The organism is Frigoribacterium sp. 9N (assembly GCF_902506305.1).
In the GTDB taxonomy this organism is placed as follows: domain Bacteria; phylum Actinomycetota; class Actinomycetes; order Actinomycetales; family Microbacteriaceae; genus Frigoribacterium.
In genome coordinates this window covers 365,634-378,742 of sequence record NZ_LR733392.1, presented here as the reverse complement: position 1 = coordinate 378,742, position 13,109 = coordinate 365,634, and the positions used below count along the sequence as shown (strand labels likewise).

The following is a 13,109-nucleotide window of genomic DNA, read 5'->3' as shown; positions in this document are numbered from 1 at the left end:
AACGTGTGTTCGAACGGATCGAGTGTAGGTCAGGCCGGGAGGGCGGGCAACCAGATCACGATCGTCTTCCCGGACAGGGGGTCGAGCGCGGTGCCCGGGGCTGGATATGATCCGGCGTGACCCGGTGATCCGACCGCCCGGTCCACGAAGGGGACGACCGTGAGCACACCGATCGAGCCGGGCGCACCCGAGCAGCGACCGCAGGGATGGCAGCAGCCCGACCAGCCGCAGCCGCAGCCGCAGCCGCCGCAGGGGTGGCCCCAGCCCGGGTCCGAGTCGCCCGGGTGGCAGCAGCAGCCCCAGCCCCAGCAGCAGCCCCAGCCCCAGCCCCAGCCGCAGGCCCAGGCCCCCTGGCAGGCGTGGCCGACGCCGGACCCCTACGCCGCGCCTCCTGCGTTCCTCCCCGCCCTGCCGTCGCAGCCGTCGAGGACCCCCTGGGTCCTCGCGATCGTCGGTGCGGCGGTCGTCGCCCTGATCGTCGGCGGCGGTGCCGGCCTGCTCGGCGGGATGTCGCTCGCCGGCGGGTCGGCCGGCTACGGCTACGACGACGGTTCGTCGTACGCCGACGAGGACCCCACCACGTACTTCGGCTCGGACGCGGTCTACGGCGACTACCTCTACCCCCTCGACTTCTCGGGCGTGACGAGCGTCGACGGGCTCGACGTCGGCACCTGCTTCACCGTCGGGGACCTCGGTCGCGAGGGCACCGGCGACGTCGAGACCGCCTCGTGCGACGAGGCCCACGACGAAGAGGCCTACCTGGTGGACGAGTTGGACGGCGGGGCGTTCCCCGGCGGCTACGAGGTCCTGGACGAGGCGGCCGACCTCTGCGACGCGGCCTTCAGCGACTACGTCGGGGCCTCGTACGACGAGTCCCTCGCCGACTACGGCGTGCTCGCCCCCACCGAGAAGGGCTGGGACGGCGGCGAGCGCTCGGTCGTCTGCTACGCGTACACCTACGGCACGACCCGCGTCGGCAGCCTGGCGGACTCGGGCGTCTAGGCCGGGACTCCCGGCCCGGCGTCGGTCTCGTGCCGCGCCTCGGCGGCGGTGACGCCCCCGAGCGACCTCACCACGGCCGGCGCGATCGCCTGCCCCCAGCGCCGGTGCATGGTGGCCCACGACAACAGCTCCTGGTGGTACAGCCCCTCGGACCGCCACTCGGGGAACGGCACCCACGACGCGCCGGGCGTGGTCAGGGCGACCCGGGCCGTCAGCGCGTTCAGTCGTTCGATCTGGCGGGTCAGCAATCGCTTGGCGACCGGGGGGATCGGCCGGAACTCGGCCATCGGCGGGATGCCGACGTAGACCATGCGGCAGTCGGGGCCGGCCGTCTCGCGCACCCGGTCGGCGAGACGGCGGAGGTCGGCCTCCCAGGAGGCGCCCCCGGTCGCCAGCAGGACGTCACAGATGCCGAGCAGCACCACCGCCGCCTCCGCGGGGTCGGTCGGCAGCTCGACGCGGGCGGCCTCGGCGGCGGTGAGCACGGGTGCCGAGACCTCGCGCCAGGTGACGCCGCGGCCCCGGGCCGAGCCGACGAGGCGGGCGGTCTGGCTGGCGCAGGTCAGGTCGTGCGCGAGCACGCCGAAACCCTCGACGGCGATGCTGCCGACGAAGAGCAGGTGCACGGGGTCCGGGCCGTCGATGGTCATGCGGCGGGCGTCGCGGGGGTAGGGTGCCCGCGCCACCTCGCGCCGGTACAGCGCGAGGTGCAGGCGGAAGAGGGGTTGGGAGGCGCGCAGGACGGCCGCGATCAGGCGGCCGTGCGGGCGGGGGGTCGGGGTCTCGACCAGGGGCATGTGCGTTCGCAATCCGTGCAGTGCAGGAGGCGCGGCCTCCGGCGGTCTCGTCCCGAGACCGAGGTCAGTCTGCCGGTCCCCCGAAATGAGGACATTCCCCTTTCGGGGGTGGGTGGCGCAGAAGGCCGGGGAATCAGGCCTCGGAGCCGGCTTGGTCGACGACGGAGAGGGGGCGCTGTCCGCAATGCGAACAGCCCGGTCGAGTAGTTAGAGGGACTAGCTATCCCGTGGTTTCATTCCTGTGCACCGACTTCACGGGCGGTGCGGGACGCGACCGGGTCGCGCCCCCTCCGGCAACAGCATCACGGGCAGGCAGCACAGGGCTGCCGAGATCGGACACACCATGACACTCCTCACGCCGTCGCGTCGCCGCATCGACGCGGACCAGAGCCCCTTCTCCGAGGTCCGCGAGACCGAACGCCAGGCGACCCTCTTCGTCATCGCCACGGCGGCCGTCGGCGCCAGCGCGAGTCTCGTCGCCGCCCTCTTCCTCAGCAACGGGCTCTTCCTGTGAACGACGACCTGGTCTACGTCGAACTGGTCCCCACCGAGCCCCTCGACCTGTCGATGCTCTTCGCGGCCGAAGCGGCCTGACCCCTCGAGGCGGGTTGACCCGACGAGGCGGCCCGAGCCGTCCAGGCGGCCCGCCTCGGCCGGCCGGCCACCGCGGGACGTGACGTCCATGCGGTTCCGAGCCGGCGCCTCCTACCCTTGACGCCATGCAGACCCTCGACCCGGCGCGCCCCGATCCGGCCTCACGGCTCGACAGTCGGTACGGCCGGCGGCCGGGCCGGACTCGTCGATCGCGACTGATCGCCCTCGTCGCGGGTGCCGTCGTGGCCGTCGTGGTGGCGGCCTGGGTCGTGCTCGTCGCGTTCGACGGCGACTCGGCCGAGCTCGAGGTGAGCCACTACGGGTTCACCGTCGCGGGTGACGACGCGGTCCGGGTGCAGTACACGATCAACGTCGCGGGCGGCACGGACGTCGCCTGCGCCGTGCAGGCGCTGAACGAGAACCGCGCGGTGGTCGGGTGGAAGGTCGTCGACCTGCCCGCCGTCGACACGTTCACCCAGACCTACACGACCTCGCTCGTGACGAGCGAGCGTGCCGTGACCGGCTCCGCCTACCGCTGCTGGGTGCCCTGACCGGTCGCGGTGCCGCCGGCACCTCCACGAACGACGCGACCCGCGCCTCCTGCAGGAGGCGCGGGTCGCGTTCGTCGGGCGGCGTCACCGCCCGGCCGGGTCAGGAGGCCTGCGGCACCCGGTTCGCCTTCGCCAGGTTGGCGACGAGCTCGTCCTTCGTCTGACGGACGACGTAGGCCGGGCGGTCGCGCTCCACGCGCCAGCTCTCGGACAACGGGCTGACGTCGACGGTGTCGAAGCCGAGCTCGTCGTAGAGGTCGGTCATCAGGGCGACGGCCTCGGGGGAGTCGCTCGACGTGGCCAGCGCGCGGCGGTCGGGGGTGCCGGCCGGGGCGGTGTCGGTCGTGATGTCGTCGGCCGGGATGTGGTTGAAGCCCTTGACGACCGTGCTGGTGGGCAGGTGGCGCTGCAGCATCTCGGCGGTCGTGTCGGTGCCCTCGTCGAGCGCGGTGATGTGGCCGTCGCGCTCGAAGTAGTAGTTGTTCGTGTCGATCACGGTCTTGCCGGCGAGCGGCTCGACGGGCACCTGGTCGACGTTCTTGAGGGGGACGGTGACGACGACGACGTCGCCCGCTTCGCCGGCCTCGGTCGCCGTGGCGGCCCGGGCCTTGGGGCCGAGGTCGGCCACGAGGTCGGCCAGGGTCTCGGGGCCGCGCGAGTTGCTGATCACGACGTCGTGGCCGTGGGCGATGACCGCCCGGGCGACCTGGCTGCCGATGTTGCCTGCTCCGATGATTCCGTAGGTTGTCATGCGCAACGCAACCGATGGCCCGCCCGATGCCTTCCCGACGACGACGTTCTCCCAGGGCATCGCAAGGTCCGGCCGGCTTGCGCCGGGGTCCCCGGGCGATGGGCGTGACCTCGTCGTGATGTGATCGTCACCCGCCGGACCGTCACGAGATCGCCCCGCATGCGACAGGATGGACCACACACCAGTCACGAGGGGGAGGCGATGGCCGCGCCACAGCAGGACGACGCGCTCGATCGCGTCCTCGCCGAGCGCTACCGCCTGCAGTCCGTCGTGGGTCGGGGCGGCATGGCGACCGTCTACAAGGCCGTCGACGAGAGCCTCAACCGCACCGTCGCGATCAAGGTCTTCCACAGCGCGATGGTCGACCCGGCCCGACAAGAGGCCGAGCTCGGCGTGCTGTCGAGCCTCGAGCACCATGGCCTCGTCGGTCTCTTCGACGCCGGTGTCGAGCAGGGGCCGAACGGTCCGCAACGCTTCCTCGTGATGCCGCTGATCGCCGGCCTCAACCTCGAAGACCGTCTGCGGCACGGCGCGCTCGCCCCGCGGCACATCGCCGAGATCGGCTACGACATGGCCGAGGCGCTCGACTACATCCACGGCCACGCGGTGGTGCACCGCGACATCAAGCCGTCGAACATCCTGCTCGTCGACTACGGCGACCACGAGGCGGCCCGCGCCCGGGCCAAGCTCGCCGACTTCGGCATCGCCCTCACCGAGGACGTCGAACGGCTCACCGCCGAGGGCGTCACCACCGGCACCGCGGCGTACCTCAGCCCCGAGCAGGCCGTGGGCGGCCAGGTCGGCCCCCCGAGCGACGTCTACAGCCTCGGCCTCGTGCTGCTGCAGTGCTTCACGCGTCGACGCGAGTTCCCGGGGTCGCTCGTCGAGTCGGCCGTGGCCCGGCTGTCGCGCGACCCGGTGCTGCCCGACCCGCTGCCCGAGCACTGGCGTCACGCCTTGCGGGCGATGACCCGCCGGGACCCCGCCGAGCGGCCGACGCGGGCCGAGCTCGTCGCGATGATGCGCGACGTGGTCATCACCGAGACGACCGAGCACCGCGACGCCGTGGGCGACCTGTCGACCGGCGACGGCTCGATGCGCGGGGGCGACACCGAGCCCTTCGACCACAGCGAGGTGCTCGACACCCTGCCCAACGAGGCGCTCGACCGCGTCACCGCCATGGCGGCCCGCCTGTTCTCGGCGCCCATCGCCCTGGCGACCGTCATCGACGACGACCGCACGTGGTTCACGACCCACTACGACCCCGCCGTGGGCGACATCGCCCGGCACATCGACCTCTCGCTCGGGGCCGTCCACTCGTCCGAGCCGCTGGTCATCGAGGACGCCGCGACCGACCGTCGCGTGGCGTCGAGCCCGCTGGTCACCGGTCCGCTCGGCATGCGGTTCTACGTCAGCGTGCCCCTCACCCGGCGCGACGGCCACACGATCGGCACCCTCTCGGTGATCGGTCGCGAGCCGGGCACGGCCAGTGACGAGCAGGTCGCCAACCTCGCCGACCTCGCGGCGCTCGTCGTCGCCCAGCTCGAGCTGCGACAAGAGAGCCTGCGCATCGCCGGCACGACCACCGGCAGCGTCCCGCACGCCGAGCGAGTCGACCTCGACTCCCGCACCCGGAGCCCGTCCGACCGCTGACGTGCGGCAGACTTGCCCGGTGACCGTCGAGCTCGTGCCCTCCGCCGCGAGCCGGCCCACCGCGAGCGGGGCCGCCACCGGGGCCACGGCGACCGGGGCCGCCGCCACCGGGGCCACGGCGACCGGGGCCGCTCCCGTGCCCGCCCGCGTCGCCGCCTTCCCCCGCCTGCGCTACATGGGCTCGAAGTACGCGCTGCTGCCCGTGCTGCACGACGTCTTCTCGAGCGTGGCGCCCGTGTCGGCCCGCGAACCCGGAGGCCGAGGAGGCGCGGTGCGGCCCTCGACCGCGATCGACGCCTTCAGCGGGTCCGGCGTCGTCTCGTACCTGATGAAGGCGGAGGGTCGCCAGGTCGTGAGCAACGACTTCCTGGCGTTCCCCGCGGTCATCGCCCGCGCCTCCGTCGTCAACGGGTCGACGACGCTGTCCGACGAGCTCGTCGACGAGATCTGCGGCCCGCCCGCGGACGACCGCGACGTCGTCCGCCGCACCTTCGACGGCGTGTTCTTCTCGGCCGACGACCGGGCGTTCCTCGACTCGGCCTGGTCGCACGTCGACCGGCTCGTCGGTGCCGAGCGCGACCTGGCGATCGCGGGCCTCGTGCTGGCCGCGGCGCGCAAGCAACCCCGGGGTGTCTTCACCTTCACCGGGGCGCGCTACGACGACGGACGCCGCGACCTGCGGCTGACCATGGCCGAGCAGTTCCGGGCGGCCGTCCGGGCCTACGGCGCCACCGTGTTCGACGACGGGCTCGCGCACGAGGCCGTCGAGGGCGACGTCGCCGACCTCGGGCGACCACCCGCCGACCTGGTGTACCTCGATCCGCCCTACGCGCCTCCTCGGGACGACGCGGACTACATGAAGCGGTACCACTTCCTGCAGGGGCTGGCCGTGTACTGGCGGGGGCAGACGATCATGACCGAGACCAAGACGAAGAAGATCGCCAAGCTGTTCACGCCGTTCGCCTACCCGCGCACGGTCGACGACGCCCTCGTGCGCACCTTCGAGCAGTTCGCCGACGCCGGGGCGCTCGTGCTGTCGTACTCGTCGAACGCCGTGCCGAGCCGCGAGCGCATCGAGCAGCTGATGCGCACGGTCAAGCCGCACGTCGAGGTGCGCGTGGTCGACCACACCTACAGCTTCGGCACGCACCGCGCGGCGACCCGCACGGCGGCCACCGAGTACGTCTTCGTCGGGAGGGACCGACCGTGACGATCCCCACCTTCGACGAGTACGTCGCCTCGCTCGGCCGCATGACCCCGCACGTCGACCCGACCGCTCCGTCGGCCGCGGCGACCGACCTCGGCCGGGCCGCGGCGAGCCTCGGCGACCTGCCCGTCGTCGACCGCGACCACCTCGCCGAGTGGACCCGGCAGCACCCGGCGTGGGTGCCCGCCCTCGGCCTGGCCGTCGGGCTGTCGCAGGAGAAGCTGCGCAACTCGCTGCGGCACGCCTTCGACACCCCCAGCTGGCTGACGCTCGCGCGGGGACGGGCCGACGAACTGGTCGCCCACCTCGACGACGAGTTCGAGCTCGTCCGTCTCGTCGCGTCCCAGCGGCACCGCACGTACGACTTCGGCGACCTGCTCTCGGCTCGGGCCGGCACCCGGGCGTCGGCGATCCGCGCCGGGGTGTCGGGTCGGCGGCTCGAGGACGAGATCGAGGCCATCGCCCGTGACCTCGGACTCGCCTGCGGCACGCGGACGCGGTTCACCGGCCGGGCGAACCGCACGGCGCCGTGCGACCTGGTGATCCCCTCGGCGGAGGAGCCCGCCATCGTGGTCGCGGCGAAGGGGTTCGACTCGACCGGTTCGAAGCTGACCGACGCCGTCCGCGAGATCGAGGAGATGGCCGACGTGCGGCTGCCCCGACAGACCGTCATGGCCGTGATCGACGGCATCGGCTGGAAGAGCCGTCAGGCCGACCTCAAGCGCATCCACCAGCTGTGGGTCGACCAGCAGATCGACGGGCTCTACACGCTGTCGACACTCGACCGCTTCCGGGCCGACCTGGCCGACGCCGCACGCCTGCGTCGCCTCATCCCGTAGGCCGCGGCCCGCGGCCCGCGGCCCGTGGCCCGTGGCCCGTGGCCCGCGGCCGGCGGCCCGCGGCCCGCGGCGGAGGGGGGTCAGGCGGCGGCGTGGGGCGCGTCCCGGGTGCCGACCCCGTGGCGGTCGAACGCCCGGCCGAGGTCGAGCAGCGTGTCGGCGAGGGCACCGTGTCGCGACGCCGGCACGACCTCGGCGAACGCGGCGGCGTAGGCGCTCGCGATGGCCGTCGTGACCTCGACGCCGCGCGGCGTGCGGCTGACGATGACGCTGCGGCGGTCGTCCGGGTTGCGGCGCCGGTCGAGGTGCCCGGCGTCGACGAGGCGGTCGACGAGGTTGGTCATCGCGCCCGACGAGAGGTCGAGGTGCTCGGCCGCCCGCTTCGGGGTGACCAGGTCGCCGGTGGCCCACACGTAGAAGAGGAACCGGATGTCGGTGTCGCCCAGCCCGAAGAGGTCGCCCTGGTGGTCGAGCACCCGCGAGTGGTTCAGCATCAACAGGCGGAACGAGTCGAGCAGGCGGCCGAGGTCGCCGGGGGCGAGGCCGGGGTCGGGCGTGAGGCCGGGTCCGGTGATGAGGCCGGGGTCGGCCCGGGGTGGGGAGATGAGCAAGGGGGTCCTCCGTGACGCGTGTGGGCGTGCCGTCCATGGCACCGGCTCAGTCAACAAGAATCTCGACGATCGTGACACCCCCACCACTGGGGACATGGTTCATCTTGCGTGCCTCTCGGGCTCTGAGTAATTTGATTGTCGTACCACTTGAGAACAACGACCACTCGAAACCGGAACGGTTCGGGAGGTGAGCTTCTCACCGGCGAAGCCCCTGAATCACCTCGCCGGGGTGGCCCCCGACATCCCCTCTTCCCCCCTCTCGCCCTGGAGCACACCATGTCCCGTCCCACGCCCCGCATCGCCCGCATCGCCGCCTGGATCGCCATCCCCGCCGCCCTCGTCGCCTCGGGCATCGTCGTCTCGACGGCGTCGTACTCGGCCTTCTCGTCGACCACGGTCAACCCCACCAGCAACTGGACCGCCGGCACCGTCGCCCTGACCGACGACGACAGCAACACCGCGCTCTTCACCGCCACGAACCTCAAGCCCGGCCAGACCGGCAGCAACTGCATCGCCGTCACCAGCACGGGCTCGCTCGCCTCGGCCGTCAAGCTCTACGGGACGGGCGCCGCCACGACCAACAACCTCGCGTCGAACATCACGCTGAGCGTCGTGCAGGGCACCGGCGGCGGCTTCGGCTCGTGCACCGGCTTCACCCCGCTCTCGGCGGGCTCGAGCCTCTACAACGGCACGCTGGCCGCCTTCGGCACCAGCTACACCAACTACTCCAACGGCGTCGGCACCTGGGCCCCCACCGGCACCGCGTCCGAGACCCGCACCTACCAGGTGACCTACACCGTCTCGAACACCGCCCCCAACACGACCCAGGGCGGCACCGCGAGCCTCGGCCTCACCTGGGAGGCCCAGAACAGCTGAGACCCGTCCCGCGGCTGACCCCCGCGTCACGGCGACACCGCACCAGCACCGCGCAACACCGCACCAGGCGGCCCGAGACCGCATCATCCGCACCACCCCCGAGCAGAGGCACCCATGAGCACGATCGACCTGAAGCTGCGGCCCACCACCGCGGCCGCGGCCTCGATCACCGTGCCCCTGGGTGCCTCTCGTCCGTGGCTCGACTGGACGCGCCTGGCCCTCGGCACCGCGTCACGCGTCGTGCTCTACTCGCTGCTCGGCCTGATGGTCTACGCGGCCGCTCCCGCCGCCCTCGGCTGGAGCCCCACGACCGTGATGACCGGCTCGATGGAGCCCCGCATCCACCCCGGCGACGTCGTCGTCGCGAAGCCCGTGGCGGCGTCCGACGTGCACCGCGGTCAGGTCCTCCTCTTCGACGACCCCGACCAGGCCGGGCACCTGCGGCTGCACCGCTACCACGACAACGGCCAGGCCGGGCAGATCGTCACCAAGGGCGACGCCAACCCGAGCGTCGACTCGACGCCGATCGACCGCAGCGCCGTCATCGGCGTCGGGTTCCTGCGCGTGCCGTACGTCGGAACGCCCTTCGTCTGGGCCGCGGCCCACCAGTACGGCCACCTGCTGGTCACCGGCGGACTGCTGATCCTCGTCGTCCTGCTCAGCCGCAACGACCGGTACCTGCTGCGTGACGAGCGTCCCGCGTCGCCTCGGGTGACCGCCCCCGCCGGCCGCCGCGTCCAGCGTCGTCGCGAGCGGCGCCTCCGTCGCCTGAGGACCGCAGGAGGCGCGATCGGCCTGGCAGCGATCGGTGGCGGTCTCGCACTCACCCTCGCCGTGTCCGGTGGCGCGCACGCCGCGTTCGCCGCCCCGACCGCCAACCCGACGTCGAAGCTGACCGCCGGCACCTACGACTGCCTCACCGAGACCTTCGTCGACAAGCCCGACTTCGCCTTCGCCTACAGCGAGGCGTCGGGGACGACGGCCGCCGACAGCTCGGGCAATGCCCGGCCCGGAACCCTCGTCGGCGGGGCGTCGTTCACCCCCGGGTCCTGTGCGGCCGACGACAGCCCGTACCTGACCCTCGACGGTGCCAGCGGGCAGGTCACGACGCCGACGTCGTTCACCGGTTCGAACAACCTCACGATCGAGACGTGGGTCAGGACGCGGACGACCGCGGGTGGCGAGCTCGTCGGTTTCGCGAACTCGCAGGCGGGCGCCCCCGGCTTCTACGACCGGCACCTCTACATGACGAACGCGGGCAAGCTCGTCTTCGGCGTGTACCCCAACACGGTCAAGACCGTCGTGTCGCCCCTGTCGTACAACGACGGCGCTTGGCACCACGTCGTCGCGACGCTCTCCAGCACGAACGGCATGACCCTGTACGTCGACGGCAAGAGCGTGGCCGCCGACACGGCCACCAAGAGCGCCCAGGCGTACACCGGCTGGTGGCGCATCGGTCAGCTGCCGTTGTCGGGCTGGACCTCGGCTCCGAGCAGCAACTACTTCGCCGGGTCTCTCGACAACACCCAGGTCTGGAACTCGGGCGTGCTGACGGCGACCGGCGTCGCGGCCCACTACAAGGCCGGACGCTGAGTCCGGAGACCCGCTCGCTCAGCCGGCCAGCGCCTCCTCGATCACCGCGACGACCTCGGGGGCGTCGGGCTCGGTCGTCGGACGGAACCGGTGCACGGCGCCGCCGGGCGTGATCACGAACTTCTCGAAGTTCCACTTCACGCGGCCGGCCTTGCCGTCGGCATCGGTGGCCTTCTTCAGCTCGGTGTAGAGCGGGTGCTCACCCCGACCGTTGACCTTGACCTTCTCCATCATCGGGAAGGTCACGCCCCAGGTCGCCGAGCAGTACTCCTCGATGGCCTCGCCGCTCGAGAGCTCCTGGAAGAACTGGTTGCTGGGGAAGCCCAGCACCGTGAAGCCCTGCTCGCCGTACTGCTTCTGCAGCGCCTCGAGCTTCTCGTACTGGGGCGCGAGGCCACAGCGGGAGGCCACGTTCACGACCATCACGACCTTGTCGGCGTAGGCGCCGAACGTGGTGGACTCGCCGCGGATCGTGGTCAGGGTGATGTCGTCGAGCGTCATGGGTCCGACCGTAGGCCCGCCCGCTGCGAGCCGGCCCTCAGGCACGTCGCCGAGCGACTGTCAACCCCCCTGGGATCGACTGGTGCGGGGTTTGGAGTGCGTGCAACAATTCGCTGAGATGGCTGCCCGCGACGACAAGATGCGCTTCGACGCGCGGGGGCGCGATCTCGACGAGGCGGTCGACATCCTGCAGGCCGGGTACAACGGCCGGGGTTTCCGCGTCGCTCCCACCGAGGCCCCTTTCTCGTTCCGCCACACCATCGTCGGCGACGGGGCCATGACCCTGCGGTCGACGATGTTCATGGGTCGCGTCGACGGGCAGGCGGCCGCGGGTGACGAGCACGTCGTCCACTGGCTGCTCGACGGGCGTTCCACGATCGACAACGGTCGCGACGAGGTGGCCGGAGCCGTCGGACGACCGATCCTCTTCCCCGAGGGGCGGGACTTCGAGTTCACCACCGAGGACGTCAACCAGAGCCTGCTCCACCTCTCCAAGTCGGTCGTCGACGAGGTCGCGGCCGAGCAGCACGGCATCATGCCCGGCACGCTCCGCTTCGACCACGCCGCCCCCGTCTCGTCCGCCGCGATGCAGGCCTGGCACGCCACGGTCCGTCTGATCGGACGCGCCTACCTGGGCTCGGGCGAGCCCAGCGACCTGATGCGCACCGAGATGGCCCGGATGGCCGCGGTGGCCCTGCTCGACACCTTCGCCCACACCTCGAGCCAGATGCCCGCGGCGTTGCTGGCACCGCGCAACGCGAGCCTCCGCCTCGCCGTCGAATACATGCACGCCAGCGCCCACCTGCCGATCTCGGCCGTGGACATCGCCCGGGAGGCGGGGCTCACCCCGCGCGGGCTGCAACAGGCGTTCAGTCGTCACCTCGACACCACGCCCACGGCCTACCTGCGCGAGATCCGCCTCGAGCGCGTGCACGACGCGCTGCGGGCGGCCGCCCCGGACGCCACGACCGTCGCCGACGTCGCCCGACACTGGGCCTTCGCCCACCTCGGCCGGTTCTCGGCCGCGTACCAGCAACGGTTCGGCGAGTACCCCCGCGAGACGCTGCACCGCGGCTGAGGTCGGGGGTGCCCGGAGCGTTCGGCCGCCTCGCCGCCGAGCGCGCCTCCCGGGCCGCTTCGCCGCCGAGCGCGCCTCCCGGGCTCGATCCGGCGGTCAGCGACCGATGGCGGCGAAGACGCGCAGGGCGCCCGGGACGACCTCGACCGTGACGGGCAGCGGCCCGACGCGCTCGCCGTCCGCGTAGGCGGCGACCCCGTCGGCCTCGATCACGCACCGACGCACGCGGTGCACGGTCACGTTCGGGTGGCTCAGGTGGGTGCCGCGGAACACGCTCGGGAACAGCCGGACGAACTGCCAGCGCGTCAGCCGCTCCACCACGAGCACGTCGAGCAGCCCGTCGTCGAGCACGGCGTCGGGCGTGACCTTCATGCCGCCGCCGAGCGACTGGCCGTTGCCGACCGAGATCAGGGTGCCCTCGACCGTCGAGGCGACCCCGTCGAGCTCGAGGCGGTACGAGATGCGCGGCAGGCGCACCAGCTCGATGGCGAGCGCGACGTCGTAGCGGCGGCGCCCCTTCGGCCAGCTCAGCCGATTGGCCCGCTCGTTCACGACGGCGTCGAAACCGGCCGAGACCATGCAGGCGAACCAGGTGGCCCGGCCGTCGGCCTGCAGCACGCGTCCGGCGTCGATCGTCGTCGGCTCGCCCTCGAGCAGCCGGACCAGGAGGCGCGTGGCCGCCTCGGCGTCGTCGTGGGGCAGCCCGAACGCCCGGGCCGTGTCGTTGCCGGTGCCGGTCGGCACCAGTCCCAGCGGCACGTCGGTGCCCGCGACGAGGTTGGCCCCGAGGTTCACCATGCCGTCGCCGCCGACGACGATCAGGGCGTCGGGACGCTCGCCGTGGTCGGGGTCGAGCTCGCGACGGGCGGCGGCCACGAGGTCGTCGTAGCTCGACTCGGTGAGCGGCACGACCGTGTGGCCGGCACCGCGGAGCCCGGCGAGCACCCCGTCGGCGAGGTGCTTCCGGCCGCCGGCGGAGGCGCCGGGGTTGATCGCCACGACCAGGCGGAGGGGCGTCGGGGTCATGGCGTCGATCTTGCCAGCCCCGCGCCCCTC

Annotated in this window: 14 protein-coding genes; 9 read left to right on the top strand and 5 right to left on the bottom strand. The window is 72.4% G+C overall.

Going from position 1 to position 13,109, the window contains the following annotated elements; translation table 11 throughout:
- Positions 1-159 precede the first annotated feature (159 nt).
- Positions 160-1,002 carry a septum formation family protein gene (locus tag ARTHRO9V_RS04830; RefSeq protein ID WP_159825881.1) on the top strand — a complete coding sequence of 281 codons (843 nt, stop codon included), beginning with the start codon at positions 160-162 and terminating at the stop codon, positions 1,000-1,002.
- On the opposite strand, the gene ARTHRO9V_RS04825 is transcribed toward ARTHRO9V_RS04830, so the two are convergent.
- Positions 999-1,799: a GDSL-type esterase/lipase family protein gene (locus tag ARTHRO9V_RS04825; protein WP_159825880.1), complete on the bottom strand. Its 801-nt coding sequence runs from the start codon at positions 1,797-1,799 to the stop codon at positions 999-1,001. The genes ARTHRO9V_RS04830 and ARTHRO9V_RS04825 overlap by 4 nt on opposite strands.
- A 343-nt stretch (positions 1,800-2,142) precedes the next feature.
- On the opposite strand from ARTHRO9V_RS04825, the gene ARTHRO9V_RS04820 reads away from it, so the two are divergent.
- Positions 2,143-2,313 carry a hypothetical protein gene (locus tag ARTHRO9V_RS04820; protein ID WP_157485568.1) on the top strand — a complete coding sequence of 57 codons (171 nt, stop codon included), beginning with the start codon at positions 2,143-2,145 and terminating at the stop codon, positions 2,311-2,313.
- Between the two features lie 205 nt (positions 2,314-2,518).
- Entirely contained in the window at positions 2,519-2,944 is a 426-nt protein-coding gene (locus tag ARTHRO9V_RS04815; RefSeq protein WP_159825879.1) for a DUF4307 domain-containing protein, read from the top strand.
- Positions 2,945-3,044: 100 nt separating this feature from the next.
- Here the strand turns inward: ARTHRO9V_RS04815 and ARTHRO9V_RS04810 are convergent, their stop codons facing one another.
- Positions 3,045-3,695 carry an NADPH-dependent F420 reductase gene (locus ARTHRO9V_RS04810; RefSeq protein WP_056049913.1) on the bottom strand — a complete coding sequence of 217 codons (651 nt, stop codon included), beginning with the start codon at positions 3,693-3,695 and terminating at the stop codon, positions 3,045-3,047.
- Positions 3,696-3,896: 201 nt separating this feature from the next.
- Between ARTHRO9V_RS04810 and ARTHRO9V_RS04805 the strand changes: the two genes are divergently transcribed.
- The 3 genes from ARTHRO9V_RS04805 to ARTHRO9V_RS04795 are packed head-to-tail and all read left to right on the top strand — an operon-like array spanning position 3,897 to position 7,394.
- Positions 3,897-5,348, top strand: coding sequence for a GAF domain-containing serine/threonine-protein kinase (locus ARTHRO9V_RS04805; RefSeq protein WP_082460653.1), 1,452 nt, complete (start codon positions 3,897-3,899; stop codon positions 5,346-5,348).
- Between the two features lie 19 nt (positions 5,349-5,367).
- Positions 5,368-6,558 (top strand): DNA adenine methylase, encoded by a 1,191-nt coding sequence (locus ARTHRO9V_RS04800; protein WP_236556916.1) that lies wholly within the window; start codon positions 5,368-5,370, stop codon positions 6,556-6,558.
- Complete coding sequence (locus ARTHRO9V_RS04795; RefSeq protein ID WP_236556915.1) at positions 6,555-7,394, top strand: hypothetical protein; 840 nt, start codon at positions 6,555-6,557, stop codon at positions 7,392-7,394. Before ARTHRO9V_RS04800 ends, ARTHRO9V_RS04795 begins: the two co-directional genes overlap by 4 nt.
- A gap of 80 nt (positions 7,395-7,474) precedes the next feature.
- Here the strand turns inward: ARTHRO9V_RS04795 and ARTHRO9V_RS04790 are convergent, their stop codons facing one another.
- A complete protein-coding gene (locus ARTHRO9V_RS04790) occupies positions 7,475-8,005 on the bottom strand; it encodes a MarR family winged helix-turn-helix transcriptional regulator (protein WP_159825878.1) in 531 nt (176 codons plus the stop codon).
- A gap of 276 nt (positions 8,006-8,281) precedes the next feature.
- On the opposite strand from ARTHRO9V_RS04790, the gene ARTHRO9V_RS04785 reads away from it, so the two are divergent.
- Positions 8,282-8,881, top strand: a complete 600-nt coding sequence (locus tag ARTHRO9V_RS04785; RefSeq protein WP_056049806.1) for a hypothetical protein — start codon at positions 8,282-8,284, stop codon at positions 8,879-8,881.
- A gap of 114 nt (positions 8,882-8,995) precedes the next feature.
- Positions 8,996-10,474 carry a signal peptidase I gene (locus ARTHRO9V_RS04780; RefSeq protein ID WP_159825877.1) on the top strand — a complete coding sequence of 493 codons (1,479 nt, stop codon included), beginning with the start codon at positions 8,996-8,998 and terminating at the stop codon, positions 10,472-10,474.
- Between the two features lie 18 nt (positions 10,475-10,492).
- Here ARTHRO9V_RS04780 and ARTHRO9V_RS04775 read toward each other — a convergent pair whose 3' ends face one another.
- Entirely contained in the window at positions 10,493-10,975 is a 483-nt protein-coding gene (locus ARTHRO9V_RS04775) for a glutathione peroxidase (protein WP_056049801.1), read from the bottom strand.
- A 118-nt stretch (positions 10,976-11,093) separates the two neighbouring features.
- On the opposite strand from ARTHRO9V_RS04775, the gene ARTHRO9V_RS04770 reads away from it, so the two are divergent.
- Positions 11,094-12,053, top strand: a complete 960-nt coding sequence (locus ARTHRO9V_RS04770) for a helix-turn-helix domain-containing protein (protein WP_056049799.1) — start codon at positions 11,094-11,096, stop codon at positions 12,051-12,053.
- 96 nt (positions 12,054-12,149) lie between these two features.
- On the opposite strand, the gene ARTHRO9V_RS04765 is transcribed toward ARTHRO9V_RS04770, so the two are convergent.
- Positions 12,150-13,109: diacylglycerol kinase family protein (locus ARTHRO9V_RS04765; RefSeq protein WP_370516179.1), on the bottom strand; the 960-nt coding region annotated here is incomplete at its 5' end.

Coding starts and splice junctions, on each gene's coding strand:
- ARTHRO9V_RS04815 (WP_159825879.1), top strand. CDS start 2,519: ATGCAGACCCTCGACCCGGCGCGCCCCGATCCGGCCTCACGGCTCGAC.
- ARTHRO9V_RS04785 (WP_056049806.1), top strand. CDS start 8,282: ATGTCCCGTCCCACGCCCCGCATCGCCCGCATCGCCGCCTGGATCGCC.
- ARTHRO9V_RS04770 (WP_056049799.1), top strand. CDS start 11,094: ATGGCTGCCCGCGACGACAAGATGCGCTTCGACGCGCGGGGGCGCGAT.
- ARTHRO9V_RS04825 (WP_159825880.1), bottom strand. CDS start 1,799: ATGCCCCTGGTCGAGACCCCGACCCCCCGCCCGCACGGCCGCCTGATC.
- ARTHRO9V_RS04780 (WP_159825877.1), top strand. CDS start 8,996: ATGAGCACGATCGACCTGAAGCTGCGGCCCACCACCGCGGCCGCGGCC.
- ARTHRO9V_RS04820 (WP_157485568.1), top strand. CDS start 2,143: ATGACACTCCTCACGCCGTCGCGTCGCCGCATCGACGCGGACCAGAGC.
- ARTHRO9V_RS04805 (WP_082460653.1), top strand. CDS start 3,897: ATGGCCGCGCCACAGCAGGACGACGCGCTCGATCGCGTCCTCGCCGAG.
- ARTHRO9V_RS04810 (WP_056049913.1), bottom strand. CDS start 3,695: ATGACAACCTACGGAATCATCGGAGCAGGCAACATCGGCAGCCAGGTC.
- ARTHRO9V_RS04775 (WP_056049801.1), bottom strand. CDS start 10,975: ATGACGCTCGACGACATCACCCTGACCACGATCCGCGGCGAGTCCACC.